Source organism: Mucilaginibacter sp., from assembly GCF_039935595.1.
GTDB lineage: Bacteria > Bacteroidota > Bacteroidia > Sphingobacteriales > Sphingobacteriaceae > Mucilaginibacter.
In genome coordinates this window covers 19875-45904 of the sequence record NZ_JBDTJZ010000206.1, presented here as the reverse complement: position 1 = coordinate 45904, position 26030 = coordinate 19875, and the positions used below count along the sequence as shown (strand labels likewise).

At 38.9% G+C, this 26030-nt stretch carries 33 protein-coding genes and 3 tRNA genes; 21 read left to right on the top strand and 15 right to left on the bottom strand.

Going from position 1 to position 26030, the window contains the following annotated elements; translation table 11 throughout:
- Positions 1–11: 11 nt before the first annotated feature.
- Positions 12–84: transfer RNA gene (locus ABI367_RS14705), tRNA-Lys, on the bottom strand.
- Positions 85–277: 193 nt separating this feature from the next.
- Here ABI367_RS14705 and ABI367_RS14700 point away from each other — a divergent pair.
- A tRNA-Leu gene (locus ABI367_RS14700) sits at positions 278–361 on the top strand.
- Positions 362–424: 63 nt separating this feature from the next.
- Positions 425–508 (top strand) — tRNA-Leu (locus tag ABI367_RS14695).
- A gap of 21 nt (positions 509–529) precedes the next feature.
- Here the strand turns inward: ABI367_RS14695 and ABI367_RS14690 are convergent.
- The 5 genes from ABI367_RS14690 to ABI367_RS14670 form a co-directional block, all read right to left on the bottom strand.
- Positions 530–1039: a hypothetical protein gene (locus tag ABI367_RS14690; protein WP_462228521.1), complete on the bottom strand. Its 510-nt coding sequence runs from the start codon at positions 1037–1039 to the stop codon at positions 530–532.
- Positions 1036–1566 (bottom strand): CHAP domain-containing protein, encoded by a 531-nt coding sequence (locus tag ABI367_RS14685; protein WP_462228520.1) that lies wholly within the window; start codon positions 1564–1566, stop codon positions 1036–1038. The genes ABI367_RS14690 and ABI367_RS14685 overlap by 4 nt, the downstream gene beginning before the upstream one ends.
- Positions 1482–1838, bottom strand: a complete 357-nt coding sequence (locus ABI367_RS14680) for a hypothetical protein (protein WP_462228519.1) — start codon at positions 1836–1838, stop codon at positions 1482–1484. The genes ABI367_RS14685 and ABI367_RS14680 overlap by 85 nt, the downstream gene beginning before the upstream one ends.
- Before the next feature lie 84 nt (positions 1839–1922).
- Entirely contained in the window at positions 1923–2420 is a 498-nt protein-coding gene (locus tag ABI367_RS14675) for a terminase large subunit domain-containing protein (protein WP_462228518.1), read from the bottom strand.
- 55 nt (positions 2421–2475) lie between these two features.
- The gene (locus ABI367_RS14670; protein ID WP_462228517.1) at positions 2476–2943 is read right to left on the bottom strand and encodes a terminase small subunit; all 468 of its coding nucleotides are present in this window, start codon (positions 2941–2943) and stop codon (positions 2476–2478) included.
- A 197-nt stretch (positions 2944–3140) separates the two neighbouring features.
- Between ABI367_RS14670 and ABI367_RS14665 the strand changes: the two genes are divergently transcribed.
- Together ABI367_RS14665 and ABI367_RS14660 are read left to right on the top strand one after the other, a co-directional pair.
- Complete coding sequence (locus ABI367_RS14665) at positions 3141–3710, top strand: hypothetical protein (RefSeq protein WP_462228516.1); 570 nt, start codon at positions 3141–3143, stop codon at positions 3708–3710.
- A gap of 125 nt (positions 3711–3835) precedes the next feature.
- Positions 3836–4123 (top strand): RNA recognition motif domain-containing protein, encoded by a 288-nt coding sequence (locus tag ABI367_RS14660; RefSeq protein ID WP_462228515.1) that lies wholly within the window; start codon positions 3836–3838, stop codon positions 4121–4123.
- Between the two features lie 76 nt (positions 4124–4199).
- Here ABI367_RS14660 and ABI367_RS14655 read toward each other — a convergent pair whose 3' ends face one another.
- Positions 4200–4616 (bottom strand): hypothetical protein, encoded by a 417-nt coding sequence (locus tag ABI367_RS14655; RefSeq protein ID WP_462228514.1) that lies wholly within the window; start codon positions 4614–4616, stop codon positions 4200–4202.
- A 344-nt stretch (positions 4617–4960) separates the two neighbouring features.
- Between ABI367_RS14655 and ABI367_RS14650 the strand changes: the two genes are divergently transcribed.
- Positions 4961–5665, top strand: a complete 705-nt coding sequence (locus tag ABI367_RS14650) for a S24 family peptidase (RefSeq protein ID WP_462228513.1) — start codon at positions 4961–4963, stop codon at positions 5663–5665.
- A 43-nt stretch (positions 5666–5708) separates the two neighbouring features.
- Positions 5709–6071 (top strand): hypothetical protein, encoded by a 363-nt coding sequence (locus tag ABI367_RS14645; protein ID WP_462228512.1) that lies wholly within the window; start codon positions 5709–5711, stop codon positions 6069–6071.
- Positions 6072–6074: 3 nt separating this feature from the next.
- Here ABI367_RS14645 and ABI367_RS14640 read toward each other — a convergent pair whose 3' ends face one another.
- Positions 6075–6713: a DUF47 domain-containing protein gene (locus tag ABI367_RS14640; RefSeq protein ID WP_462228511.1), complete on the bottom strand. Its 639-nt coding sequence runs from the start codon at positions 6711–6713 to the stop codon at positions 6075–6077.
- Positions 6714–6907: 194 nt separating this feature from the next.
- On the opposite strand from ABI367_RS14640, the gene ABI367_RS14635 reads away from it, so the two are divergent.
- The 8 genes from ABI367_RS14635 (at position 6908) to ABI367_RS14600 (ending at position 14393) form a co-directional block, all read left to right on the top strand.
- Positions 6908–8254 carry a hypothetical protein gene (locus ABI367_RS14635; protein WP_462228510.1) on the top strand — a complete coding sequence of 449 codons (1347 nt, stop codon included), beginning with the start codon at positions 6908–6910 and terminating at the stop codon, positions 8252–8254.
- Positions 8255–8291: 37 nt separating this feature from the next.
- Complete coding sequence (gene pstS, locus ABI367_RS14630; protein WP_462228509.1) at positions 8292–9332, top strand: phosphate ABC transporter substrate-binding protein PstS; 1041 nt, start codon at positions 8292–8294, stop codon at positions 9330–9332.
- A gap of 131 nt (positions 9333–9463) precedes the next feature.
- The gene (pstC, locus tag ABI367_RS14625; RefSeq protein ID WP_462228508.1) at positions 9464–10378 is read left to right on the top strand and encodes a phosphate ABC transporter permease subunit PstC; all 915 of its coding nucleotides are present in this window, start codon (positions 9464–9466) and stop codon (positions 10376–10378) included.
- 1 nt (position 10379) lies between these two features.
- On the top strand, positions 10380–11225 hold the full coding sequence (pstA, locus tag ABI367_RS14620; RefSeq protein ID WP_462228507.1) for a phosphate ABC transporter permease PstA: 846 nt from the start codon (positions 10380–10382) through the stop codon (positions 11223–11225).
- Entirely contained in the window at positions 11207–11965 is a 759-nt protein-coding gene (pstB, locus tag ABI367_RS14615) for a phosphate ABC transporter ATP-binding protein PstB (RefSeq protein ID WP_462228506.1), read from the top strand. The genes pstA and pstB overlap by 19 nt, the downstream gene beginning before the upstream one ends.
- Before the next feature lie 76 nt (positions 11966–12041).
- Positions 12042–12737, top strand: a complete 696-nt coding sequence (gene phoU, locus ABI367_RS14610; RefSeq protein ID WP_462228505.1) for a phosphate signaling complex protein PhoU — start codon at positions 12042–12044, stop codon at positions 12735–12737.
- Between the two features lie 116 nt (positions 12738–12853).
- Positions 12854–13816, top strand: coding sequence for a phosphate ABC transporter substrate-binding protein PstS (pstS, locus tag ABI367_RS14605; protein WP_462228504.1), 963 nt, complete (start codon positions 12854–12856; stop codon positions 13814–13816).
- 79 nt (positions 13817–13895) lie between these two features.
- A complete protein-coding gene (locus ABI367_RS14600; RefSeq protein ID WP_462228503.1) occupies positions 13896–14393 on the top strand; it encodes a DinB family protein in 498 nt (165 codons plus the stop codon).
- Positions 14394–14459: 66 nt separating this feature from the next.
- Here the strand turns inward: ABI367_RS14600 and ABI367_RS14595 are convergent, their stop codons facing one another.
- The 5 genes from ABI367_RS14595 to ABI367_RS14575 form a co-directional block, all read right to left on the bottom strand.
- On the bottom strand, positions 14460–15206 hold the full coding sequence (locus ABI367_RS14595; RefSeq protein ID WP_462228502.1) for a LytR/AlgR family response regulator transcription factor: 747 nt from the start codon (positions 15204–15206) through the stop codon (positions 14460–14462).
- Entirely contained in the window at positions 15203–16237 is a 1035-nt protein-coding gene (locus tag ABI367_RS14590; RefSeq protein ID WP_462228501.1) for a sensor histidine kinase, read from the bottom strand. Before ABI367_RS14590 ends, ABI367_RS14595 begins: the two co-directional genes overlap by 4 nt.
- A gap of 35 nt (positions 16238–16272) precedes the next feature.
- On the bottom strand, positions 16273–17118 hold the full coding sequence (locus tag ABI367_RS14585; RefSeq protein WP_462228500.1) for a LiaF transmembrane domain-containing protein: 846 nt from the start codon (positions 17116–17118) through the stop codon (positions 16273–16275).
- A 115-nt stretch (positions 17119–17233) separates the two neighbouring features.
- Positions 17234–18274, bottom strand: coding sequence for an agmatine deiminase family protein (locus ABI367_RS14580; protein WP_462228499.1), 1041 nt, complete (start codon positions 18272–18274; stop codon positions 17234–17236).
- 47 nt (positions 18275–18321) lie between these two features.
- Positions 18322–19191, bottom strand: coding sequence for a carbon-nitrogen hydrolase (locus ABI367_RS14575; protein WP_462228498.1), 870 nt, complete (start codon positions 19189–19191; stop codon positions 18322–18324).
- Positions 19192–19323: 132 nt separating this feature from the next.
- Between ABI367_RS14575 and ABI367_RS14570 the strand changes: the two genes are divergently transcribed.
- Both ABI367_RS14570 and ABI367_RS14565 read left to right on the top strand, forming a co-directional pair.
- A complete protein-coding gene (locus ABI367_RS14570; protein ID WP_462228497.1) occupies positions 19324–20289 on the top strand; it encodes a lysylphosphatidylglycerol synthase transmembrane domain-containing protein in 966 nt (321 codons plus the stop codon).
- An 8-nt stretch (positions 20290–20297) separates the two neighbouring features.
- Entirely contained in the window at positions 20298–21002 is a 705-nt protein-coding gene (locus ABI367_RS14565) for an SDR family NAD(P)-dependent oxidoreductase (RefSeq protein WP_462228496.1), read from the top strand.
- A gap of 40 nt (positions 21003–21042) precedes the next feature.
- Here the strand turns inward: ABI367_RS14565 and ABI367_RS14560 are convergent, their stop codons facing one another.
- On the bottom strand, positions 21043–21315 hold the full coding sequence (locus ABI367_RS14560; protein ID WP_462228495.1) for a hypothetical protein: 273 nt from the start codon (positions 21313–21315) through the stop codon (positions 21043–21045).
- 53 nt (positions 21316–21368) lie between these two features.
- Complete coding sequence (locus ABI367_RS14555) at positions 21369–21716, bottom strand: single-stranded DNA-binding protein (RefSeq protein WP_462228494.1); 348 nt, start codon at positions 21714–21716, stop codon at positions 21369–21371.
- Positions 21717–21865: 149 nt separating this feature from the next.
- Here ABI367_RS14555 and ABI367_RS14550 point away from each other — a divergent pair, with 149 nt between their 5' ends.
- The 5 genes from ABI367_RS14550 (at position 21866) to ABI367_RS14530 (ending at position 26019) form a co-directional block, all read left to right on the top strand.
- Entirely contained in the window at positions 21866–22228 is a 363-nt protein-coding gene (locus tag ABI367_RS14550) for a hypothetical protein (protein ID WP_462228493.1), read from the top strand.
- A gap of 72 nt (positions 22229–22300) precedes the next feature.
- Positions 22301–23368, top strand: a complete 1068-nt coding sequence (locus ABI367_RS14545) for an NADH:flavin oxidoreductase/NADH oxidase (protein ID WP_462228492.1) — start codon at positions 22301–22303, stop codon at positions 23366–23368.
- 64 nt (positions 23369–23432) lie between these two features.
- A complete protein-coding gene (locus tag ABI367_RS14540) occupies positions 23433–23855 on the top strand; it encodes an OsmC family protein (protein ID WP_462228491.1) in 423 nt (140 codons plus the stop codon).
- Positions 23856–24103: 248 nt separating this feature from the next.
- Positions 24104–24532 carry a DoxX family protein gene (locus ABI367_RS14535; RefSeq protein WP_462228490.1) on the top strand — a complete coding sequence of 143 codons (429 nt, stop codon included), beginning with the start codon at positions 24104–24106 and terminating at the stop codon, positions 24530–24532.
- Positions 24532–26019, top strand: coding sequence for a multicopper oxidase family protein (locus tag ABI367_RS14530; protein ID WP_462228489.1), 1488 nt, complete (start codon positions 24532–24534; stop codon positions 26017–26019). Before ABI367_RS14535 ends, ABI367_RS14530 begins: the two co-directional genes overlap by 1 nt.
- The last annotated feature ends 11 nt before the right edge of the window (positions 26020–26030 follow it).

Genomic DNA, 26030 nt, shown 5'->3' with positions numbered 1-26030 from the left:
TCACGTCTCTGTGATCCCGCTGGGATTCGAACCCAGGACCCCAACATTAAAAGTGTTATGCTCTACCAGCTGAGCTACGGAATCTTTAATGCTTCTGATTAAAGTGGTGCAAATATAGGGCTATTGACCTATTTGTGCAAGGCTTATTTTATTTTATTTAACAGTATACTATAAGCACTTAATATCCAACAAAATATATTTTATTATACCCAAATACAGCTATTTAAAATAGTAAATTTTATTATTAAATTAAAGAATTATATTTGCAGCTCTGTATGCCCGGATGGCGAAATTGGTAAACGTTGCGGTCTCAGAAGCCGTTGAGAATTGTCTCTTGAGAGTTCGAGTCTCTCTTCGGGCACGCCAAATATTAATAAGGTGAGTAGTTATTATAACTTAAACTCACCTTATTTTTTAATATATAGCCCGGGTGGCGAAACTGGTAGACGCACCATCTTGAGGGGGTGGCATTCGCAAGAATGTACGAGTTCGAATCTCGTTCCGGGCACAGGGAATAGACTATATCAGCCTAAAGGCACTTTTTGTATAATCTATATACTATAACTACAATCACAAATAAACCACTAACCCACCAAATCCAACTATAATTTGGCTTGGCTTCTATAGCTTTTATTTTTTTGCTAACCGATACTTCCTGTTTTTTTGTAGAAACGTTATTGACAGTCTTATTATCATTTATCCCCCTCCGCTCATCGTCTAGTTCAGACTGTTGTGTTAAAGAATGCTTTTTACCTACTACTTTAACTATGGATGCTTCACCAATAAAGTTGCCATCTTTATCAACTGTTATCTTCCTATCAGGCACTGGTATAATCACAATTTTTACCTCACTGCTATCATTAGTAATTATATTCTTTTGGTTTTTAATATTTGTTGAATCAACGTAGCTTTCACTTTTATGGCTTAATTTACCATATGTAAATATTGCTGCACTATCAATTTTAGTGCTCAATACCTTTCTGCCTTTACAGCTTATAAACAAAGTCACGGTCGCCATGACAATTAAATATCGTTTCATTTTATAAACCTCGTTACGGCATATATCTGCCTGGTTAACCTTATTTTCCTGTATACTCCATCGCCTTCCCGGCTACCGGCTTGATTTGTATTACCTTCTACAGTTGTAACTGTAGTTGAGGCCCACTTTTCAATAAAGCCAACATGCGCAATTCTGCCTTTTTCAGGAAAGTATAATCCGAAAATATCTGATGGCAAAGGCTGGATAGTGTTTTTTTGAGTGCGCTTCCATATAATATTTTTTAAAGTAAATAGATCTGGGCAGTAACCACTTTGCGGATTAGGTATTCTATTTTGACCCAATGACCAGCATACAAATGCAGCACACCAGGGCTCGCCTTTCGACAGGCCACAATAACGCAAAAACATTTCAACCGATTTGCCATCATTATGCCCGGTAAGCTCCCTTACTCCAATTTGTGAAACATACGTGTGCGCTACTTTTAACCTGATATTGATTTGCTGAGCATAACCAGGCAGAATACTAAAAAACAGTAAAGGGCTAATGATGCTGAAATTTTTTGCCATGGCAATAGTTTGTTAAAGTCGGTTACAAAGTGTTTATCAAAATAGCGGTGTATGGCCGGCCATATAAAGCATAAAATTTTCCAGGCCACTACCTCAAATATTAGCAGGCTTACAATAGCGGTAATATTGTTTTGTAATACGCCTATATCATACACCCCTGCAGTCGGGTCTATCATCCTAAAAACAGATGGGGATAGAAAAAACAATAAGATGGCTGCTATTATAAGTAAGTACTCTCGTTGGGTATGGACCCAATATTTAATTAACTTCATGATTCCCATATTTTAATTGAATTTTAAGTTTATTTAACATGTCTTCGGCTTGTTTAAGCGCTATTTCGAGCTCCTTTATTTTGGCTATATATTGTTTTTCCCTGATTTGGTTATTTTTAATAATCTTGACGGATTATAATCAATGAAAACTCTTTGTTTTGTACGTAAAGCCAATTCTGTATAAACTGGCCATTCTATACCGTTTGCTTCATTAATAAATAAATAATCCCTTTTGCCCGATTTGGCATCCTGAGCGTTGGCATAGCTCTTAAATTCAATTATAGTTCCGTTATTAAATTCAAATACCCTGTCTGTTTTATTGTAAGCCTTAACTAAAGCCTGTAACTGGCCCGAGTTATTATAAATACTTAACGCATCTCTCAATGCCCCGGCTTTAAGGTTAGGTATATCCTGACCTACTATTGTTATTATTTGTTTTTCCCTTTGGGCCGCCAGGCAAAAAAGCACTTGTTCAATAGCATAGGTTTTACCCGAGCTGGTGCCCCCCTGATTAATAACTATTTGTGCTTTTGATGCATAGTTTAGCCTAAACAAAACCGAAGCTTCATGATCATTTATCATTATTAAATGTGATATAAACCCGATAGGTTATGTGGTAAACAAGTAATGAGTTGTATTAAATATCAACACTTTTTTCGTTGGCAGCGGGCTTAGAACTTGTTTCAACAATTACTACACGCATTGTTTTGGCAATAGCATCGGTGGATTTCTTAGTTTCACTTTTTTCGTTCCAGCCTAAGGTTTTTAAGGCAAAAATCACCCCTGATGATTGTTGATGCAATTTTTTTTCATAAACCTCCTCAATGCGCAGGCAAGCACGTTTAATGCATGCGGCAAACTTTCCATTGCTTTCGTAGCTTTCAAATTGCTCCCTGCTGTTAAAGCCTAAGTAAAATGCTAAACCGGCAATAGTTGCCGGGCCGTGTGCCTCTTTACTTTCATTTTCCGCGGATATTCCAATTGGAGTTTTACTACCTCTAGTTGCTTTCCCTTCCGGTTGATAACTTTCAACCCGGCTAAAATAGGCCTCTATCAGGTCCGTTAAACGGCTCTTTAATAAAAATTTAGGATAATTATTTTTCATTATGAATTAAATGCCATTCGGCATATAATATATACAAATATACCGATTATTATTAAAAACCAAAAGTTAATTACCAACTTTTTTAGTAAGAAAGTACTGCTCGTATGTTATTACTGGGTTAAATAATGTTAAAATTATATTGCTTTAGCAACTATTAACATTATTAATGCGTATTTTAGAATAATTCAATGGCTACCATGGATAAAATTCGTTACATCTTTTTTATAGCATTATTATCAATTATAATTGTATCCTGCCAAAAGGACCAAAACATAAAGGATGTGCCTACCCTGCCCGCTGCAACAAACCCGGCCTTGCTTGCTATGGTTTCGGGGCCGGGCAATTTTTTAGCTTCATCAGGAACGCTTAGTGTTACAATTGATGATTCCACTTATACTTTTGACGCCCAAAAAGACTCTATAGCTTTTGTTAATTTATATTTGGATAATAAACAATACTTTGGCCTTACCGCTATTAATAAAAGTCATAACATGAGCTTTGGAATAAGCTCGGCCGGTTATGCCCAAACAAATATTGACAACAAAGTAGCTGGCACTCAATTTTTATTAACAAAGAATAAGGCCAATCTTCAATATGCTTTAACCCAATATGCCAACCTACAGGATAGCAGCTTTATTAAAATTAGTGCTTTTGCTCAAGATAGCACCCTTGCCAAAGGAAACTTTGTTACATTTTTAAATGACAAAACCAAAACTGGCAAGCCCTTTTACCGGGTAACCGGCATTTTCAATTTAAAAATCAAATAAGCATTCTTTCATATTTTTAAATAGTAATTCTTAAGTAAAATAATCTTCAGTGTCTTTATTTGACTTAGACAAACCTATCCAAAACCGTCTTTTTTTAGTACCTTTGCTCAAATTTTATTATATTGATGAAGGTATTTATTGCAGGGCTCCCTGCTGAAGTGAGCGAAGATGAATTAACAGCAGTTTTTGGCGATTTTGGACCGGTAAAATCTCTTAGAATAATTAAAGATCGCGAGACAAAAGAAAGCAAGGGTTTCGGGTTTGTTGAAATGGTTAATGATAGTGAAGCTAAAGAAGCAATTAGGTGCATGAATGGCGCAAGCTATTACGGTAAGCGAATAACAGTGAACATTGCCGAAGATAAAGGACCAGGCTTTAATGGTGGCTCCAAAGGCGGATTCAGAAGAAATTAATTTATTTTAATTCATCAGCCGGTTTTTACCGGCTTTTTTATTCGCCAAATTATGTAATTAATGCCTATTGGCATAGTTACCAAGCACTAATTTCAGCAACTTCTGTTTCTATTAGTTGTGTTAGTATTGATCGTACCAATGCGTCCCTTGCCCATTGTTGTTCCGTTATTGAGGCGTCTTCCTGATACCATCGTACTGGTTCATTTATTTCAATGCGTGTTTTATATATAAAATTCTTTTTTGGGTGTATTTTGGTTCCTTCATAACTGTTCAGGTTTTCATTTCTAATTACCTTGGCAAATTCCCTGGCTGGTATATCTAATTGCAGGCATTCTTCTAATGAGTTTTTAAAGTCCTGCTTATCTTCAAGCCATAGGGTTAATGTACCGTCGTTTATTTCATGGTCTGCAATTGTTATCCGGCTATAATCATAATCTACCGATATGATCATCCACCAAATTTGGTCTTTTAGTTTTTGTGAGAGCTTTATCATGATGTTTTGATTTGATGTATTTTATGATAGGTTTTAATAACCAAACAATGGTTGCCAGTCTGGTATATATTTTTGTATAGCAACTATATCGTGTTTGTATTTGTTGCATACTGCTACGTAGGCATCGTATTTTTTTTGACTTTCGCTATTTTTTTTCTTTTGGTTAGATCGGGTTTTTATTGCGTTATAAACGAGATGCATGTTGTTACCTTTATTTTTATTATTTCTTTAACTTCTGTACTTGCTTTTATATAAACTATTAGTAGTTTAGTAAAATGAACAATACAAATATAAAGAAAAATCTTTATTTAATAAAGAAATTTCTTTAAAATATATTTTTATTTATGGAAGAGGCTACAAATCCGGGTAAAATTAAAACCATTCGTCCTGAAACGCTGGAGTTTATTATACTATATAATCAACTTAAAGGACGTGCTTTCAACGGCAATGCACAGTTAGCTGATGTATTGGGCTTTAATTCTGCCAGTTCAATTACCGAGATCATTAAAAGTCGCCAAAATATCGATCCAGAAAAATTCAAGTTGTTTAAGTTGCTTTATAAGGACTATATTGAAGCCCCCCGGCATAAACAGTATGAGCATGAGCCGGTAATTTCTATGGTTGCCGAACCCGGTATACCTATGTATGAAATTACGGCTACGGCTTCGGGTGTTGAAGTTTATAATGATATAAACGATACACATGCTGTTGGCCGTATGAACTTTCCGGGTATTGAGGATTGTGATTTTGCATTGCCCGTTTGGGGGCACTCTATGTATCCATATTTAGAGAATGGGTGCTGGGTGGCTTTAAAAGTTATAAATGATAAGAAAATTTTGCCTGGCGAGGTTTATTATATTGAATGGGGCGACTATCGCATGTATAAAAGACTTTTAGCGGGCGATAATCCCGATGAGGTAATAGCTCATTCTGATAATACTACTGAAATGATTGGCGACAAGCTTAAATATGCTCCTTTTGTTATAAAAATAGCTGATATTAAGAAGTTATGTTTGGTTAAGGATATTCATAAAAAGCATAATCATTAATTTATTTATTTTTTGTGGGTACTTTGTTTATTATTGTAACCAAATGTCTGACGAAGCATTAGTAAAACGGTTAAAGATAATTGTAAAGGAGCACGGCGGACAATTGGCGCTTGCTGGTGCTATTGGCGTAGATCAAGGCTTTATAAGCAAGGTTATCAACAAAAAACAGGAGGTAAGCTATTACCTTATTCGCAAGTTATGTTTCCAGCTAAAATACTCGCCCGAATGGCTTATATTAGGTACAGGTGATAAAAAGATAAATAAGCCTGAAGCTGCCAAGCTAATTACCGAAATACAAATGCTGCGTACCGAAGTTGACATATTGCATGCCCGTATGCGTGCTTTTGAAATTGAAATAAAGGAAATTAAAGATTTTAATTGGCCTGGTAAACAACAAGCCGGATAGGGATTAATTATTTAGCGAGATACTTTCCAAAGCCTCGGCCACATTTTTGCAACGATTTACCGAATTCTCTAATGAAGCCAATATCTCGCGATACCTTATCAAATTAATAGCATCTTTTTCATCAGCAAATAATTGTGCTACGGATTTATAGTAAATTAAATCGGCATGGCGCTCATATTGCTTTATCTGACGACACGAAATTATTATCTCATCCCTGCTTTTTGGCACATTTAATATCAATACTGCTTTTTCAATTTCTTTAGCGGCCTCTAATATTAAAGCGGCTATTTGTTTCATGGCAAAACTAAAATGAATTATATTATACAAGTACATTCTTCCGCTAGCTTCTTGTATAGTGTCTGACACATCATCAATAGCTGATGCAAGCGTATGTATAGCACCTCGGTTTAATGGCGTAAATATCACTTTATCTAAAGCCAGGTATATTTTATGGGTTATGTCATCGCCATTGTTTTCCAGTTTATCTAGTTGCTTAAATACTGGCTCACGCTCACGCTCGTCTTCTATATTAACTACAGTAAGCAGTAAATTGGCCATTTCAATCATGTTTTTTGCAGCTTCATTAAATAGATTATAAAATAATGATCTGTTAGAAAAGTAGTGCTTAAATATACCGGCCATGTTAAATTTTAGAAAGTTTAAAATTACAGTCGGCATGTTAAGTAAATATTAACTAATCATAATGAAAAGTTAATGTTAAGTGATTAAAGGCAACTTAACATTTGAATAATATTATCAAATGTTAATCAATTCTTAACATTAACATAATGTTGAGTAGGCACCTTTGAAGCAAAATTTATTAATCTCATTTCGATATGAAAAAAATGTTTACAAAACTTTTTAGTACAGCCTTACTTATAGCTTTCATGCTTACAGGCCTTGCCGGCAAAGCCCAGCAAAATTTATTAGCATCAGTTTCTGCCAAAAAAACAGCAAAAGTTGATACTGTTGTAACAGAAAAAAAGAATGCAGAAGTAAAAAAGGATGATCCTGCTTTTGTACCTACCAGAAGATTATGGGGTTATGCGTTTGGCGATATGTATTTTGCGCCACATGTTGATGCCGCTAACCGTGGTCCTGAAACAATGTATAATGGCGTACCTTCAAATAGAAACGCTTTTCAATTCCGTCGAATGTATTTAGGATACGATTATGATATCAACCAAAAATTCAGTGCTGAAGTATTATTAGCTTCTGAGCCTAATGCCAATACCGGCGTAAATGGTGCTACAGCTATCCAAAATGGCGACAACCTGGTTGACGGCAAAATGGCTTTCTGGATCAAAAATTTCAACTTACGTATAAGAGAAATATGGAACGGAACAGATTTGGTTGTTGGCGAAATGAGCACCCCTGGCTTCGCTTTAAGTACAGGTAACTCTAACGCTCCTAATTCACTATCAGAAGCAACCTGGGGCTATCGCTTCATTGAAAAAACTATTACCGATTTCCACAAAAACAATTCTTATGATGTTGGTGCAGCATTACAAGGCACCTTTGACCCTAAAACCAAAAACTTCGGTTACGTTTTCATGATAGGTAATAACACTACATCAAGCTTAACTTCAGCGTCAAACCCCGCGAATGGTTTCTACAAAATATTTTACGGCGATATCTGGGGTAAATTCCTAAACAAAAAGTTATATGTAGATATCTATGCACATTATGCGCCAACCGGACAGGCTACTTTTGCTACCGGCGGCCAAAGCCAAAGCATGCAAAAAATATTTGCAGCATATAACACTAAGCCATTTACTATTGGTGTTGAAGCTTATACCCAAATGTTCAGAAACGGTGTCGTAAGTGCCGCCCATGGTGTGGAAAATGCTACAGCACAAGGTTTGTCAATCTGGGCTAAAGGAGCAATTGATAGCAAATGGGGTTGGTTTGCCCGTTACGATAGTTATAGCCCTTATACTAATTTTGATTCCGCTGTGCCTACTTATAGTACTCAAACTACTTACGGCAGCTATACCACATTATACAAAGAGACTTTTTACACCGCAGGTTTAGATTTCCAACCGGTTCCAAAAATTCATTTTTCGCCCAACTTGTGGTTAGTTAATTATAAAGATCAAAGAGCTACAACAACAACAGGCTATGTTGGCCCTGATCATACTTTAGTAGTTAGAGCTACCTTCTATTACACATTTGGTAAATAATAACTCATTAATTCAAATAAATTAAATACTCAAAAATATGAAATTCATCAAAAATTTAAAGTTGGCGGCTGTTGTTATGGCAACATCAGGCGTAGCGTTATCAGCATCGGCACAAGATGTAAGGGGTGCAGGCAGTTCGTTTGTGAACCCGCTTTTTCAAAAAATATTTGCAGACTATACTCCTGCAAAGGTTGATTATCAATCAATCGGTTCAGGCGGTGGTATAGCGCAGTTAACTGCTAAAACTGTAGATTTTGGCGACTCTGATGCGCCTTTAAATGACGAGCAAACAGCTAAAATGGGGGGTCCTTCTGCTGTTCTGCATATCCCAATGACATCTGGAGCCGTTGTGGTTACTTATAATGTACCGGGTGTTGCCGGTGGTTTAAAATTATCAGGCAAGGACCTTGCTGATATTTATTTAGGAAAAGTTACCAAATGGAACAGTCGCGAAGTTGCAGACTCAAACCCTGGTGTTAAATTGCCTGATCTTCCTATAGTTGTTATTCACCGTTCTGACGGTAGTGGCACTTCATTTATATTTACTGATTACTTAACTAAAGTAAATTCTGACTGGGCTTCAAAAGTAGGTAAAGCAACTGCTCCTAACTGGCCTGCAGGTTTAGGTGGCAAAGGCAACGAAGGCGTTTCTGGTTTAGTTAAACAAACTCCGGGTGCTATAGGTTACGTTGAGTTGGCTTATGCTATACAAAACAAAATGCCTTATGCATTTATCCAAAACAAATCAGGTAAATTTATTAACCCAACCTTAGCTGCCACTACTTTAGCAAGTAATGTTGCCATCCCGGCAGATACTAAGGTATCTGTAACTAATACTGATAATCCGGCCGGTTATCCTATTGCAAGCTTTACCTGGGCTTTAATTTATAAAGAACAAAATTACAATGGCCGCACTAAAGAACAAGCTGCTAAGTTGTTAAAATTACTATGGTGGAATGTTCATCAAGGTCAAAAATTTTGCGCGCCTTTAAACTATGCACCACTTTCAAAAGCGGCTGTCAAAGCTGCTGAAGCTGTATTAAAGTCGGCTACTTATGGTGGTAAAGCAATATTATAATTAACTTACACTCGAGAAAAAAGGTTAAAGAACCCAATAAGTTCGACTTAAACATATCTTGACTTGAAACAACTACCAGTTTCCGTTTTAAACGGGGCTGGTAATTGTTTTGTATAACAAATCTAAAATTTGTGGAAAATAAAAGATTAGAATTATCAAACAGCCAATTAAAATGGGAGATCCTTTTTAAAAGGATACTTATAGTAATGAGTGTTTTTTTAGTGCTCATTGTTATTGGATTTCTTATAACACTTATCATTGAATCCCTGCCATCCATCAAATCATCAGGCATTGGTTATTTATGGGGCAAGGTTTGGGATCCGGTGCAAAATATTTATGGCGCTTATCCGTTTTTAGCGGGAACACTGCTTACTTCATTCATAGCCTTAATTATATCTATACCATTTTCGTACGCTATTGCTATTTATTTGGGTGAGTATAATCCCAAAGGCTGGCTGTCTGACCTGTTAAAGAATACCATTGAATTAATAGCAGCTATACCGTCTATTATTTATGGATTTTGGGGATTGGTTGTACTGGTGCCGGTGATACGCACATTAGAGATAAGCTTGAAAATATTGCCATACGGCGTTGGTGTTTTTACCGCTTCAATTGTTTTGGCTGTAATGATCATTCCTTACGGCGCATCATTAGGTATAACACTAATCAGAATGGTGCCGTCGTCATTAAAAGAAGGCGCCTATGCTTTGGGAGCAACAAGGTTTGAAGTTATACGTAACGTAATAATGCCTTATACCCGTACCGGTTTGTTTGCCGGTGTATTGTTATCATTAGGACGAGCTTTGGGCGAAACCATGGCTGTAACTATGCTGATAGGTAATACTACCGCCTTGGGTGATAATTTGAAGGATATAATTTTTGGACCGGGAAACACTATGGCAAGCGTTATTGCAAATGAGTTTGCCGAGGCTGCCCATACCCTGTACCTATCGGCTTTAATTGAGCTTGGTTTAGTATTATTTTTTGTAACAGTTGTAATAAACCTTATTGGTAAAAGGATTATTACCAAATTTACCAACAACTAATATGAAAGCAAAAACAGGAATCAGGAATATAAAAAGTTTGATCTTTAAGGGAATAGTAGTGTTTTTTGCTTTCGCAGTTACAATACCATTAATTATTGTTTTGCTGTATATCATTAAACAGGGTGTTACTCAAGTTAACTGGCACTTTTTAACCAACGTACCCGCCCCTCCCGGCGAAACCGGCGGAGGTATAAGCAACGCTTTGACTGGTAGTTTTATTATGGTACTTATGGCATCGGTTGTTGCCATACCTATAGGCATTTTTGCAGGCATTTACCTTAGCGAAAACCCACGCACCAAACTAGCTTATTACAGCGGTTTATGTGTTGATATTTTACAGGGCGTACCGTCTATTGTAGTGGGTATTGTGGTTTACTTTTGGATTGTAAAACCGTTAGGCACGTTTTCGGCAATAGCGGGTAGTATAGCTTTAGCTATTATGATGTTACCGATAATTATACGGTCAACAGAGCAAACACTCAAGCTACTGCCAGATTCATTAAAGGAAGCAGCATTATCATTAGGCGTACCTTATCACCGGGTAATTTTAAAGGTTATTATTCCCTGCGGATTTGCCGGTATATTATCTGGTATTACCCTATCTATTGCACGCGTAATTGGCGAAACCGCACCGTTATTATTTACCGCGTTGGGCAACAACTACTTCTCGTTAAAAATTACCGGCCAAATGGAAAGCTTACCGCACGTTATATTTACGTATGCAACAAGCCCATATGATGACTGGCATGATTTGGCGTGGGGTGCCTCTTTTATATTATTAGTATTTGTTTTAACACTAAATATTGTCACTAAAGTGATAACAAGAAAATGGAAAATACAATTGTAAAAGCTGAAAATTACAACTCTTATTTTGGTGACAATCACGTTGTAAAAGATGTAAACATCAGCATAAACAAAAATGAAGTTATAGCAGTAATGGGGCCATCAGGTTGTGGCAAAACAACGTTTTTGCGTGGTATTAATCGTATGCACGAGCTTATTCCCGGAGCAACTTCAACAGGTAAAATATTGCTTGATGGTGAGAATGTTTATGATATGAATGCTATTTATGTACGCGCTAAAATAGGCATGGTATTTCAACGTCCTAACCCTTTCCCAAATCTTAGCATTTATGAAAACGTGGTTGCGGGTTACTTGTTAAACGGAATCAAGCTTTCAAAAGCTGATAGGGATGTAATTGTCGAAAAATCATTAACCAGCGCTGCATTATGGAAAGAAGTTAAAGATTCATTACACAAAAAAGGCACCTTCCTATCAGGTGGGCAACAACAGCGTTTGTGTATTGCACGGGCAATTGCCATGCAACCCGATCTGATACTTTTTGATGAACCAACATCTGCACTCGACCCAATATCAACATCAAGCGTTGAAGCACTGTTTCATGAACTTAAAGCCAATTATACGCTGATAATAGTTACACACAACATGCAGCAAGCTGCACGGGTGAGCGACAGGACAGCTTTTTTTTACATGGGCGAACTGGTTGAGTTTGATGACACCAAACAGATGTTTACAAACCCGTCAGATCAGCGTACACAAAATTACATAACAGGTAGGTTTAGTTAACTTATTATGATGTGGAATGAGGTGGTTAACACATTACTACCCCGTCACATTTAGCATAACTTTAAAAAGAAAAAACATGACACCATTAGAAAATGAACTAACCGCACTTAAAAAAGAACTGGTTAATATGTGGATATTAGTTCAATCGCAATTGAACAAGGCCAAAGAAGCTATGTTACAATTTGATAAGGACCTTGCCCGCGAGGTTTTGATCAAAGAAAAGCGCGTTAACTCGTTTGAATTGAAAATTGACCGGGATTGCGAAAACATTTTTGCGTTGCATTGCCCGGTTGCGGTTGATTTGCGTTTTTTATTAGCTGCGTTAAAGATCAATACGAACTTAGAGCGTATTGGTGATATTGCCGCCGGTATAGCATTATATGTGGTTGAATCGACCGTTAATTTTGATATAGACGGGTTAGAAAAAACTTCATTGATACGTATGTATGAAGAAGCAGTTAATATATTAATGGATACACGCACCGCATTTGAAAAAGAAGATACCGTATTGGCGCGCAGCATATTTAAACGAGATGACGTATTAGATGCTATTAACGAAAACGCACCGGGAACCATAGCTGATGTGATAAAAGCCGACATTAATAGCCTGCCAGAGGCACTTTACATGCTGTCTATTATCCGTAAACTGGAACGCGTTGGCGATCAATCAAAAAATATTGCCGAAGAGATCATATTTTACGTAGAAGCTAAAATATTAAAACATTACGAAAGCAGCCAAAAGGGCAAAACTGATAATAACGAAAAGGAGTAATTACCTTTAGTTTTATAGTATTATAGCCGATAAGCAACACAATATAAATAGCAATATTTAGTTTTACTAAAGCCCTGACGTTAACCGGCGGGGCTTTTTTGCTAACTTAGTTTTATATGAAAACATTTATACGAATTGCGTTACTAAGTGCACTAATATGGTTACCAGGCCTATCTGCTTTAGCACAAAACAATGCCCTAGTGGGTGCGGGCAGCACATTGGCGTATCCCTTATTAACAAAAATATTTGACGACTATAGCCGTACTAGCAAAGAAACTGTTAGTTACCAGGCTATAGGCTCGGGCGCCGGTATAACATTGCTAAGCCAAAAAACTATTGACTTTGCTGCAGTAGACTTAAACCTCACCGATGATCATATAAAAAAATTAGGCCCCCAAATTGTATATGTGCCTATAGCCACAGGAACAATTGCTATAGCTTATAATGTGCCCGGTGTAAAATATATATTAAAATTAAACGCTACTGTTTTGACCGGTATATATTTAGGCAAAATAACCAGGTGGAATGATGCCCGCATAGCTAAATTAAATCCGGGTGTGGTATTGCCTGCTATCCCCATACTGGTTGTACACCGTAGTGATGATAGCGGCAGCACAAGCATTTTTATTAAATATTTTAAGGATGATGCAAATTGGGTAAAAAGTATGGGTAGCAACACCCCTGCAAAATGGCCTGTTGGTACCGGGGTTAAAAGCAATCAGGGTATTGCCGGTTTAATTAAACTTACACCGGGTGCTATAGGATACGTTGCTTTGCCTTATGCTATTCAATACAAAATACCATTTGCCGCGCTGCAAATAAAAGCCGGCAGTTATGTTGTTGCAGGCAATGGCAATTATCCGCTTACCGGTAGCACGGGCATAATAGTTTATAAACAGCAAAATTATAGCAACCGCAGTTTAGACAGGGCTAAACAATTAGTAAAGCTATTACGATATGCCGTTAGGGATGGGCAAAAAACAGCTGAGTCTTTAAATTATGAGCCATTATCAACGGTAAATGTAAATGAAGCAGAGAAAGCGATAAGGTCAATTATATATGATGGGAGAAATTTATAATCCCTAAAACGCTGCTGACATAGGGTTGTCATAGCCCCGTGGTTTATTTGTATCAATAAAACTTAAAACCATTAAAATTATGTCAATAATTAAAATTTTGTTGAAAGAGATTGAGCAGGAAGCTCAAACAACCCGTAAAATGTTAAGCATTGTGCCTAATGACAAATACGATTGGAAACCACATCCAAAAAGTATGAGTATAAAGCAATTGGCTACCCATATAGCCGAATTACCAAGCTGGGTAAGTATGGCCATTACTACAGATGGACTTGATTTTGCCGCAAATCCGTACAAACCCGAAGACATTAATAATACAACCGACCTATTGACATTCTTCGAAAAAAATTACGCTGAGGGCCGTGCGCAATTACAAGCCACAACTGAGGAAGTTTTACAACAGCCCTGGGTACTAAGCAATGGCGATCAGGTATTGTTAAATCAAAATAAATACGAAACCGTGCGTGTGGCAATTAGCCAAACCATACATCACCGGGCGCAATTGGGTGTATTTTTACGTTTATTAAATATCCCCATCCCGGGCAGCTATGGGCCAAGCGCCGATGAGATGGGAAAGTAATTTTTAGAAACTTTAGACTTACGAAGTTTTTGAAACTTCGTAAGTCTATGTTTTTGTAGCTAAATCCTATATCCCCAAAACCTGTTTCAATTTAACATATCCCGTTTTACTAACCGGTATTTTAGCACCTGATTTGAGTATAGCCAAATGGCTATCTTTTTCGTACGGGTCAATACGGGTAATTTCGGGCACGCTTACCATATAGCTGCGATGTACCCGTACAAACTGCCGCGGATCAAGCGTTTGCTCAAAAAAGCTCATGGTTTTATTTTTAAGGTATGAACCTTCTTGGGTAAACACGCTTACATAATCATCATCAGCCTGCAGGTATTGCACGTCAGCAACGGGGATAATTTTAACTTTGGTACCCGTTTTTACCACAATACGCTCATGCTGCGCCGGCGATTGTGTTGCCGCGGTTTCTAATAACTGTTCGGTTTGCTTTGGTGTAGTTGTATCGACCTGGGCCAAAAACTTTTCAATAGCTTTGTTAAAACGCTCCTTGCTAAAAGGCTTTAAAAGGTAGTCAACCGCATGAGCCTCAAAAGCTTTAATGGCATATTCGTCAAAAGCTGTGGTAAATATTACCGCCGGTTGCTTGTCAACCAGTTCCAGCATTTCAAAACCGTTTATTTTAGGCATTTGCACATCCAGAAATATAATATCAGGCTGATGTTGCTGTATGGCTTTTAACCCCTCAAAGCCATCGTTACATTCCTGCAATACTTCTATCTGGCTGCTAAATTGTTGTATATATTCCTGCACAACCATACGAGCTAAAGGCTCGTCGTCTATAATTAAGGCTCGTTTCATAGCTGTGGTATTTTAATTATGGTTGTAAATATATTATCATTTGCGTGGGTTTCCATCAAATCATTACGGGCGAAAAGCAAATACAAACGTCGCTGTACCCCTCGCAAACCAAATCCGGTACCTTGCCGTGGCCGCGATGTTTGAGGGTCATATGGGTTTTGTACCATTATTTGCAGGTAAGTGCCTTCCATTTCGCTGCGTATGCTCACTACAACGTCTTCGGTAGTATCATATAAACCAAACTTAATAGCATTTTCAACCAATGGCTGTAGCATCATAGCGGGTAAAATAGCTGTTCCGCAGTTTTCATCACAACTTATTTCTGTTTTAAGGCGATGACCGAATCGTACCTTCTCTATATCCAGGTAAAGGTTAAGGTGCGTAAGTTCTTCGTTCAAAGTAACTTGCTGCTGGTCGTCCTTACGTAAGGTACCTCGCAAAAAATCAGAAAGCTGGTGTATCATTTTACGAGCCTCATCGGGCTTAAACCCTATAAGTGCGTTAATGGAGTTTAAGCTATTAAATAGAAAATGCGGCTGCAGTTGCTGCCTCAGATTATACAATTCAGCATCGCGGGCCAGCTTTTCAGCTTCGCTTTTACGCTTCTCATTTTCCTTTTGGTCAAGCTGGCCATACCATATCATACTTATCATAGCCATCCAGCCAATAGCTAAAAAGTTGGTAAACAAACGTATAATAAGCGATTGACTTACAAAGTTTATATATGTTGCATCAGGATTTATAAATGGCAATATCCATCGGCTGCCTGCCATGCAAATAGCAGCAAGTGCACCACACCATATTAATATATTAATGTAGCTGCCTTTGCCCGGCTGGTAATAACGTAAATTATTATTTATTAACCAACAGGCGGCAGCAAGTAACAAGGCACTTACTCCCCCATCAATTATGGCGGTATACCACAAAAATCCAAAACTGTGAATTATGTAGGTTTGCAGGGCGGCCCAAACCACCCCGCATACTACAAATGCCCAGCGCAACTTTGAAAATGTAAATGATTGAACAGCCAAAGTATATTGGTTTTAATTTATTAAAGATGGGGTTCTTAATAGCTCCTAATGTCTACGCCTGCAAAAAATGAAACACCTTTAAGTACCAAAACTTTATCGCTCTCGGCATTTAGTGCAGCGGTTCTCATCCTTTTATCATCAACACTGGCAAATACGGCTGCAAGATCAGACACCACTTTCCAGTTGGCCGGCACTATTATTTTAATGCCCCCAAAAAACTGTGTAATATCAATACTAACAGAACCATTTATATCAGCCTGTGTAAAATCAAGCTCAACACCTCCAAATATGTTTACAATATCGCCGCCTTTAAAATCTTTGGAAAGAATGGTCTTTTTTACTCCGCCAAAAACTGATACCGCATCCAGGTAATCAGCCTCATTGCGGTGGGTATACGAATTTTCCTCAACACTTGGCGGCGGCGGTGTTGATGATGACTCGGTTGGGGGTACTGTATAATCAACCACCGGTTCGGCGGGATTTTTATACCCTTGCCAATCCCATTTGTCTTCCCTGTAATAACTATATTGATCCCATTTATTAAACTTAGTTTTTGTGTTGCGCCTAAGTATCATCCATAAGCCAAATCCTATTACAATTATGGGCCATGCTACATGTATGTTACCCGGTAAAGCATCATCTAACAAAAAGGCTATGCCAACAGTCATCAGTATTGCCCACGAGGATTTACGGAAATTATGTTTGGCACCAATATATAGGCCCAATACTATTAAAATCATGGGCCAGTCTGTTATCCAGCCCGGAAAAAAGAAAAAATCAAATTGTTTTACTAATAGCAGTAATCCTACTACCAATAATATAGCACCGGCTACGCTCCTGCCCCTTCGGTTATCTGTTGTATATTTTATATCGTCACTCATGGTCTTATTTTTAAATCTTATTCAAAAGTAAAGTACCAATATAGTAACCAAAAACTAAAATTGGTTATATATTAAAATAACTCGGTAAACAAGGGTATTTTGGCGGTGAAAAAGTTTACACTTCGGACTCCTGCTGGCTAAGGCAATGAAAGCTGCCCAAACCCCAAATAATATCTGTAGAATCAATGCCGATAACCTTACGCTCGGGGAAACAACCTTGCAGTATTTCCAAAGCCTTTTCGTCATTATTACAGCGATAGGTAGGCACTACAACCGCGGCATTACCAATATAAAAATTAGCGTATGATGCCGGCAGTCGCTGCCCATCATAAATAACCGCATCAGGCATGGGTAATTCAATAATATCCAGCTGTTTACCATTTAGTAAGCGCATAGCTTTTAGCTCATTGAGATTTTCTTGCAGGATATGGTAATTCTCATCATTCCTATTCTCTTCAACTACCGTAACAACAGTATCTTCGCTTACAAAGCGGGTAATATCATCAATATGCCCATCGGTATCATCACCAACTATGCCATCGCCCAGCCAAAGCACTTGCTGCGCCCCATAGTAATTGTGCAGGTATTCTTCTATCTGCTGTTGGTTGAGATGCGGGTTACGGTTTTTATTAAGCAGGCATGCGGTAGTAGTTAAAATAGTGCCATTACCATTAAAATCAACCGAGCCGCCTTCCATAACAATACCCGGATGATAAACAGGTAAATTTAAAGCCTTTCCAATTTTGGTTGGGATCACATCATCCAGATCAAATGGCGGATATTTACCCCCCCAGGCATTATAACCCCAGTCTACAATTACTTTTTGGCGGGTTTCATTATTTATCAAAAACGCCGGGCCATGATCGCGGCACCAGGCATCATTGGTTTCAAAAGGATAAAATTCAATCTTGCTTAAATCAGCATCAACCAATTGCAGTTGCTGTTTAGCAAAGGCGGCCATTTGTTCGTTTTTAACGCTGATCCGTACCAACTCACCCTCTGTAATCGCTTTTATAAACTCACAGTATTTAGGGTATATGGTAACCAACTTTCCCGGCCATGATTCTTCCTTATGTGGCCAACTTAGCCAGGTGGCTGTATGCGGGTGCCATTCGGCGGGGAAGAAGAAACCTTGAGAAGCTGGGAAATTATTCATAGTTAATATACTTAGTCTTTGCTTCGTTCCTCGCAATGACATTTAAATTAGTCGTTATCAAGTAGTCTTTTAGTGATGGGCTGGTATGAGTCAATCCTCCTGTCGCGTAAAAATGGCCAGTGACTGCGATAATAGTCTGATTTATCCAGATCCAGTTCCTGAACAATAACTTCTTCATCATTGTAAGATGTTTGATGTATAATAGCACCAAACGGATTGGCAAAAAATGATCCTCCCCAAAATTTCACACCTGCCTCTTCGCCTACGCGGTTCACACTAACTACATGCACGCCATTAGCAACCGCGTGTGATCGTTGGATGGTTTGCCACGCGTTGTATTGTTCAACGTTAGTAGCTTCGTCCTGTGTGGTTGCCCAGCCAATAGCGGTTGGATAAAATAAAATTTCGGCCCCCATTAGGGCTGTTATACGCGCAGCCTCCGGGTACCATTGGTCCCAGCAAATTAATACACCTATAGTGGCATATTTGGTTTTAAATACCTTATAGCCCAGATCGCCGGGAGTAAAATAAAATTTTTCATAAAAACCCGGATCGTCCGGTATATGCATTTTGCGGTATTTGCCTAAATATTTGCCATCCGCATCTATAACGGCGGTAGTATTATGATATACCCCTTGCGCGCGCTTTTCAAATAACGAAGCAATGATAACTATGTTTAACTCGGCGGCTAATTTTGACAATTCATCCGTTGATGGCCCGGGAATAGCCTCGGCTAATTTGAAATTTTCATAATCTTCTACATCGCAAAAATAAAGAGATGTAAAAAGCTCCTGAAGGCAAACTATCTGCGCACCCTTTTGGGCCGCTTCGCGCACTTTGCTAATTGCTTTTTGTAAATTTTGCTGCTTATCAGCAGTGCAACTCATTTGCACTATACCTACATTTGCTTTACCCATTACTCAAAATTTTGTGCAAAAATATTGTTTTTTAATGATTACCGTTAGTTAAATGCGCATTACTTACATACGTATGTTTAAAGTAATTACTTAACATATACGCTAATTAACTTTTTATTAGCTTTGCACCCAATGACAGAAATTGCCGAACCACCAGCGCCCAAAACGTTAAAAGGCCGACTTTGGAACATTACCAAAACACTTTTAAAAATTGCCGTAACTACTGTACTGCTTTATTTTGTTTATAAACATGTACCTATAACTGATGTAAAGAACAGGTTGTTAAACGCCAATTATTGGTGGATGTTTGGCGGATTAATTTGCTTTTTTCTTTCAATAGTGGTTTCATCGTGGCGGTTACAGAGTTTTTTTAAATCCATCAATTTAAAACTCGATTCACGCTTTAATTTTAGATTATACCTTTTAGGTTTGTTTTATAATTTTTTGCTTCCGGGCGGTATAGGAGGCGATGGTTATAAAATATATATGCTTAATAAAAGCTATAAACTGCCCGCTAAAAAAGTTTTTTGGGCCATAATGTTTGATAGGCTTAGCGGCCTTTGGGCCATTGGTTTAATAACCGTAGCACTTATATTTTTTATACCGCAGATAGATGTTCAGATTAGTATACCGTTAGGCATATTTGTTGCAGCATCAGGTATATATTATTTTGTTGCATACATGTTTTTCAGAGAATATACCCGCTACTTTTTTGCAGGTCATGCAAAGGCTATACTGGTACAGGGCTTGCAGGTATTAACCATAATTTTCATTTTATTAGGGCAAAATTTTGATGGAAAATATTCTCCTTATTTATTATCGTTTTTAGTATCTGCATTAGCTACTATAATACCTATAAGTGTTGGCGGCGCGGGCATACGCGAAACTGTGTTTACCCAGCTAACCAAAGTATTCCCTATGGATAAAAGCCTGGCTGTTTTTCTTCCGGGTTCATTTTATATTATATCGTTATTAGTTGCGTTATTGGGTGTTTATTATGTACTGCGCCCAAGCCGGCTGGAGGATGGTTTACCTAAAGATGAACCTGTTGTTGAAGATGAGGGCGATTTTGCTGAAGACAATCCTAGAAACTTATAATTAAGTTTATGAATATTATTGTAACCGGTGCAAGCAGCGGAGTGGGTTTTGAAGCTGTTTTAGAATTAATATTATCAGGAAAACATAAAGTAATCGCTTTAGCCCGATCGCAAAACAAATTGGAGCGTCTGGCCGAAATAGCTGCCGGTTTAAACCCTGAGAGTATTTTATTCCCCATAGCTTTTGATATTGTGCATGACGACTATGTGGATTTGCAGCAATTTATAAACACCCATTTTGACGGCCGGGTTGATGTTTTAATAAACAATGCCGGCGTTTTAATAAACAAACCATTTACTGATTTATTAGAGACTGATTTTGTAGAGATGCTGCAAAGCAATTTTATAGGTCATGTGCGCATCATCCAAAGTTTGTATAAACTTATGCCTAAGGATGCACACATACTAAATATTGGTAGCATGGGCGGCTTTCAGGGCAGTGCAAAATTTCTGGGACTATCAGCCTATTCGGCAAGCAAGGCGGCCCTGCATACACTAACCGAGTGCCTGGCACAAGAATTTACAGAGTTGGGAATAAAAGTTAATTGCCTGGCGTTGGGGTCGGCACAAACCGAAATGCTGGAGAAAGCTTTTCCCGGTTATGAATCGCCGGTGATGGCTTTTGAGATGGGTAAGTACATTGCCGATTTCGCCATAACCGGCCATAAGTTTTTTAACGGAAAAGTATTACCCGTAGCGGTAACTACACCTTAAAACACAAAGCAGCCATCGGGCCGCTTTATGTTTATACCCCTTATTTCAAAAGTAATATTATCAAAACATAGGTGCTTGCAAACTGCATTATCCAGGCTATCACCAGCCATTTAATTACAGCGTTTTTGTTATCAACCATTTCGTCTCTGATAATTGCGATATCATCTTTTCGGGCTAATGTTTTGATTTTTACTTCAACCGAGCGCTCTGTTTTATTATCAATATATTTAAATAAGGTATCAGTAGTTTCGGTACCTAATTTGATTGATAGCAAGTTGTATAGCTGCGCGGTTTCCTGTGCTTCTAAATACATAATAAATTGTGATAAGGTTTAGGATTTAGGTATAGTTTAGGTTGGCATAGATATTATTGATTACTTATTTTGCCGGTGATCTTCAAAAACTCGTTCACTACAATTTCGTTGGTATAGCGTTTTACGCCATCTTTATCAACATAACTTCGATTACTTATCTTGCCTTCAATGGCAACTTCATCACCCTTTTTTAGGAAATCTTCAGCTAATTTTGCCTGTGCTCCCCAAAATACCAAGTTATGCCACTGGGTATCGGTTATTCTTTCACCTTTGTCATTTTTATAGCTATCATTAGTAGCTATTGATAAACGGGCCAGTTTTTTGTTCGTGTCAAATGTTTTTACTTCGGGATCCATACCCAGGTTTCCTACCAGGCGTACGCTGTTTCTTAATGTGTTCATGTTGTCTGATTTTAAATTTCTATTTGTTTTGTTTGACGATTCAAAGTTGCACCGCACCGCAAATATTAGTCGGTTATTAAGTGCTTATAGTCGACAATATCCGTTTGCAAACGTTTGCAATTGAATAATTAAATAGTTAACTTGGCTATATGAATAGCGAAAAAACCTGCCTGGATTGCGGCGAACCTATACATGGCCGTGCCGATAAAAAGTTTTGTAATGATCTATGTCGCAATAATTATAACAACCAGCTTAACAGTAGCAGTTATAATTTGGTGCGTAACGTAAACAATATTTTAAAACGCAACCGCCGTATTATGGAAGAGCTAAATCCATCCGGCAAAACAAAAACCACCCGCGAGAAAATGGGCGCAAAGGGTTTTAACTTTAAGTACCTTACCCATAAGTACGATACGCAGAACGGGAAGACCTACCACTTTTGTTATGAGTATGGCTACCTGCCTTTAGACGGTGATGAAGTGTTATTGGTTAAGCGCGAAGATAAAGATTAGCCGCAGAGACGCTATTTTACAAAACAGTGATACCATTGCGCAGGTTACTTTTAATATTTGTATAAAAAAAGTATGCCTCATCTATTCTCTCCCTTAAAAATAAAAAATATTGAATTTAAAAACCGACTGGTAGTATCGCCTATGTGCGAATATTCAAGCAGCGATGGTTTTGCCAACAACTGGCACCTGGTGCATTTAGGTAGCCGGGCTGTTGGCGGTGCAGCTTTAATTATTACCGAAGCTACTGCCGTATCGCCCGAAGGCCGTATAAGCTATGGCGATTTGGGTATTTATAAAGATGAACACATTGTCAAACTAAAAGAAATAACCGATTTTATACACCAGCAGGGTGCTGTGGCAGGTATACAATTGGCCCATGCCGGTCGTAAAGCCAGCCATGATTTGCCGTGGAGCGGTGGTAAACAAATACCACCTACTGATAAAAATGGCTGGCAGGCCGTCGCTCCCAGCGCTATTGCTTTTGAGGGGGATGCCTCTACTCCGCTTGCATTGGATAAGGCCGGCATTGAAAAAGTAAAAGCTGATTTTAAGGCTGCCGCAATAAGGGCATTAAAAGCCGGATTTAAGGTAATTGAACTACACGCCGCACATGGCTATTTAGTGCACCAGTTTTTATCGCCATTAAGTAATAAACGGGCGGATGAATATGGCGGCTCGTTTGAAAACAGGATACGGTTATTATTAGAAATTATTGCAGAAGTACAGCAAGTTTGGCCCGCAGATCTGCCACTTTTTGTGCGTATATCATCAACCGACTGGACCGAAGGCGGCTGGACCGCTGATGATTCTGTCGCTTTAGCAAAAATATTGAAAGATAAGGGTATTGACCTGGTGGACTGCTCGTCAGGTGGTAATGTATTGGCAAAAATTCCGTTGAAACCTGGCTACCAGGTGGAGTTTGCCGAGGCCGTACGCAAAACGGGTATATTAACCGGCGCGGTAGGTTTAATAACCGAACCCAAACAGGCCGACGAAATTATACAAAGCGGCCAGGCCGATATGATAATTATGGCCCGCGAAATGCTGCGCGACCCCCATTTTGCATTAAGGGCGGCGTTTGACTTGGGCCATGAAGTTAAATGGCCCATACAGTATGATCGTGCTCAATGGCGTAAATAAAACCACAGATAATTAAAAACAAAACCTATTTTTACTATAATAAAAATCAAACACAACAAATATCATGAAACGCACAGCAAAAGCTCATTGGAACGGTACCCTTAAAGATGGCAAGGGCCAAATAACCACCCAAAGTACCACACTTAACAATACCCAATATTCCTTTAAAACACGTTTTGAAGAAGGTGTGGGCACCAACCCCGAAGAATTAATAGCCGCAGCACATGCAGGCTGCTTTACCATGGCCGTAGGTGCCGTATTAACCCAGGCAGGCTTTACCCCCGGCGACCTAAACACCGAAGCTATTTTAGATCTGGATATGCAGGCATTAAGCATTATCGGAATACATTTAGAATTAACCGGATCAGCAATAGAAGGGGTTACCGAGGCTAAGTTTAAAGAGATTGCCGAAGGCGCAAAAGCCAATTGCATCGTATCAAAAGCTTTAAGCGTACCTATTACGCTAAATGTTACCTATAATAGCTAATACAGCAACCCATATTTACATAGAGACGCGATACTTCGCGTCTCTTTTTTTGTGCCCTGTTTTTAGGTATTCGGTTTAGCGGAGACCTTGTGGGAACATTAATATTAACAGCAACCCTTTTGCTTCCTTCATGGTTTTTCGCTACACCCGGGGCACGAAAGCCATCAATACTTACGTGATTGTAAATTGTTTGCAGCAATTATCAACTTTAACAAAAATTTAAATAATTTTATAAGAGTAACCTCTATATGAAAAAACCACCCTATTATGATCTCACAGGCAATATCATCATCCGGCTGCTGGTAGGAATGGTGTTCCTATCCGAAGGCATACAAAAATTTCTTTTCCCGGTAGCAGATGGTGCCGGGCGCTTTGCAAAGATAGGCATACCCCACCCTGATTTTTTGGGGCCATTTGTTGGCGCTACAGAGATTATTTGCGGTACGCTGCTTGTTATTGGTTTAATTACCCGGTTAGTCGTCGTTCCGCTACTCATTGTTATTTTAACAGCTATTATTACCACCAAAATACCTATGTTAATAGGTAAAGGCTTTTGGGCCACGGCCCATGATGGCAGAGCCGATTTCAGTATGCTGATGGGCCTTATCTTTCTTTTAATTTACGGTGCGGGAAAATATTCATTAGACAACAGGTTATTTAACAGAAAAACAGCATAATGGATCGCAGGAAATTTATCAGATCGGCAGGGTTAGCTTTACCCATAGCGGGCGCTTTACCCGCCAGTGCATTGGGTTTGTTTAAACCGACTGCCGCAGTTATTGATGCGGAGAAAGTAATTGACGCGGCACAAAAGACAGATTATGCCATCCGTATAGGTACCGGGCTGGTGGAAGTGGCCCCGCAGCATATCATTTCTACAACCACTTATAACGGGCAGTTTCCGGGTCCGTTGCTGCGTTTTAAAGAGGGGCAGCAAGTTATAGTGGATATTTATAACGATACCGACAAGCCGGAGCAACTTCATTGGCATGGGCAGTTTATCCCGGTAAGTGTAGATGGCTCTGCCGAGGAAGGTACACCATATATTCCGGCACATGGTATGCGCCGCGAAGTTTTTACCCCTAAGCCTGCGGGTTTGAGGTTTTACCATACGCATACGGTTGCCAAAGGCGACCTAAGTGCCGGGCAATACTCGGGGCAGGTGGGCATTGTTTATATTGAACCTGCCATTAAACCCACCGGTTATGACCGCGAGGAATTTTTAATGCTAAAAGAATTTGAGCCGTATTTTATGAAAGGCGGCGACATGGCCAGCGATTTTTTAAGCGGCCCGGTAATACCTCAGCTTGAGGCCATACAGGATAAAGCAGAGAAAGCCGCACCCAATAAACCCAAAGGATACGAGGTTGGCTATAAAGTATTTACCATTAACGGTAAACAACTTGGCCATGGCAAACCCATTGAGGTTAAACACGGCGAACGAATTTTGTTTCATATTGTTAATGGCAGCGGTTCAGAGATACGCAGCCTGGCTTTGCCGGGTCATACCTTTAAAGTAATCGCGATGGATGGGTTTACCGTTCCAAATCCTGCCGAAGTACCGGTATTATGGCTGGGCACCGCCGAACGCATATCGGCCATTGTAGAAATGAAACATCCCGGAAACTGGATAATGGGCGACCTGGCGGATGATGACAGGAATAATGGCATGGGCACAATTATTCAATATACCGGGCAAAAAGGCAAACCACAATGGGTAAAGCCTAAACCCTACTTATGGGATTATACCATATTTGGCAAACACAACACAAAGGTTGCCGAACCGGATGAAGTTATAAAAATGACCTTTGCCAAACAGCAGGCGGCAGATAAAGGCTTTAACCGCTGGACCATTAACGGCGTAGCTTTCGATATGATGAACATGAAACCCATGTTCCATCTTAAAAAAGGTAAACGTTACCGTTTACAGATGTTTAACGCATCTGACGATATTCACCCCATGCACCTGCACCGCCATAGTTTTGAGCTGACCAAAATTGGCGGCAAGCACACTGCCGGTATTATGAAAGATGTTGCCATGCTTGGTGGTTTCCAGGAAATGGAGGTCGACTTTGTGGCCGATAATCCCGGTTTAACCCTGTTTCATTGCCACATGCAATTGCACATGGATTTTGGCTTTATGGCCCTGTTTGACTATGTATAGCAACAAAGAGC

Coding starts and splice junctions, on each gene's coding strand:
- ABI367_RS14690 (WP_462228521.1), bottom strand. CDS start 1,039: ATGAAACGATATTTAATTGTCATGGCGACCGTGACTTTGTTTATAAGC.
- ABI367_RS14685 (WP_462228520.1), bottom strand. CDS start 1,566: ATGGCAAAAAATTTCAGCATCATTAGCCCTTTACTGTTTTTTAGTATT.
- ABI367_RS14680 (WP_462228519.1), bottom strand. CDS start 1,838: ATGAAGTTAATTAAATATTGGGTCCATACCCAACGAGAGTACTTACTT.
- ABI367_RS14675 (WP_462228518.1), bottom strand. CDS start 2,420: ATGATAAATGATCATGAAGCTTCGGTTTTGTTTAGGCTAAACTATGCA.
- ABI367_RS14670 (WP_462228517.1), bottom strand. CDS start 2,943: ATGAAAAATAATTATCCTAAATTTTTATTAAAGAGCCGTTTAACGGAC.
- ABI367_RS14665 (WP_462228516.1), top strand. CDS start 3,141: ATGGATAAAATTCGTTACATCTTTTTTATAGCATTATTATCAATTATA.
- ABI367_RS14660 (WP_462228515.1), top strand. CDS start 3,836: ATGAAGGTATTTATTGCAGGGCTCCCTGCTGAAGTGAGCGAAGATGAA.
- ABI367_RS14655 (WP_462228514.1), bottom strand. CDS start 4,616: ATGATAAAGCTCTCACAAAAACTAAAAGACCAAATTTGGTGGATGATC.
- ABI367_RS14650 (WP_462228513.1), top strand. CDS start 4,961: ATGGAAGAGGCTACAAATCCGGGTAAAATTAAAACCATTCGTCCTGAA.
- ABI367_RS14645 (WP_462228512.1), top strand. CDS start 5,709: ATGTCTGACGAAGCATTAGTAAAACGGTTAAAGATAATTGTAAAGGAG.
- ABI367_RS14640 (WP_462228511.1), bottom strand. CDS start 6,713: ATGGCCGGTATATTTAAGCACTACTTTTCTAACAGATCATTATTTTAT.
- ABI367_RS14635 (WP_462228510.1), top strand. CDS start 6,908: ATGAAAAAAATGTTTACAAAACTTTTTAGTACAGCCTTACTTATAGCT.
- pstS (WP_462228509.1), top strand. CDS start 8,292: ATGAAATTCATCAAAAATTTAAAGTTGGCGGCTGTTGTTATGGCAACA.
- pstA (WP_462228507.1), top strand. CDS start 10,380: ATGAAAGCAAAAACAGGAATCAGGAATATAAAAAGTTTGATCTTTAAG.
- pstB (WP_462228506.1), top strand. CDS start 11,207: ATGGAAAATACAATTGTAAAAGCTGAAAATTACAACTCTTATTTTGGT.
- phoU (WP_462228505.1), top strand. CDS start 12,042: ATGACACCATTAGAAAATGAACTAACCGCACTTAAAAAAGAACTGGTT.
- pstS (WP_462228504.1), top strand. CDS start 12,854: ATGAAAACATTTATACGAATTGCGTTACTAAGTGCACTAATATGGTTA.
- ABI367_RS14600 (WP_462228503.1), top strand. CDS start 13,896: ATGTCAATAATTAAAATTTTGTTGAAAGAGATTGAGCAGGAAGCTCAA.
- ABI367_RS14595 (WP_462228502.1), bottom strand. CDS start 15,206: ATGAAACGAGCCTTAATTATAGACGACGAGCCTTTAGCTCGTATGGTT.
- ABI367_RS14585 (WP_462228500.1), bottom strand. CDS start 17,118: ATGAGTGACGATATAAAATATACAACAGATAACCGAAGGGGCAGGAGC.
- ABI367_RS14580 (WP_462228499.1), bottom strand. CDS start 18,274: ATGAATAATTTCCCAGCTTCTCAAGGTTTCTTCTTCCCCGCCGAATGG.
- ABI367_RS14575 (WP_462228498.1), bottom strand. CDS start 19,191: ATGGGTAAAGCAAATGTAGGTATAGTGCAAATGAGTTGCACTGCTGAT.
- ABI367_RS14570 (WP_462228497.1), top strand. CDS start 19,324: ATGACAGAAATTGCCGAACCACCAGCGCCCAAAACGTTAAAAGGCCGA.
- ABI367_RS14565 (WP_462228496.1), top strand. CDS start 20,298: ATGAATATTATTGTAACCGGTGCAAGCAGCGGAGTGGGTTTTGAAGCT.
- ABI367_RS14560 (WP_462228495.1), bottom strand. CDS start 21,315: ATGTATTTAGAAGCACAGGAAACCGCGCAGCTATACAACTTGCTATCA.
- ABI367_RS14555 (WP_462228494.1), bottom strand. CDS start 21,716: ATGAACACATTAAGAAACAGCGTACGCCTGGTAGGAAACCTGGGTATG.
- ABI367_RS14550 (WP_462228493.1), top strand. CDS start 21,866: ATGAATAGCGAAAAAACCTGCCTGGATTGCGGCGAACCTATACATGGC.
- ABI367_RS14545 (WP_462228492.1), top strand. CDS start 22,301: ATGCCTCATCTATTCTCTCCCTTAAAAATAAAAAATATTGAATTTAAA.
- ABI367_RS14540 (WP_462228491.1), top strand. CDS start 23,433: ATGAAACGCACAGCAAAAGCTCATTGGAACGGTACCCTTAAAGATGGC.
- ABI367_RS14535 (WP_462228490.1), top strand. CDS start 24,104: ATGAAAAAACCACCCTATTATGATCTCACAGGCAATATCATCATCCGG.
- ABI367_RS14530 (WP_462228489.1), top strand. CDS start 24,532: ATGGATCGCAGGAAATTTATCAGATCGGCAGGGTTAGCTTTACCCATA.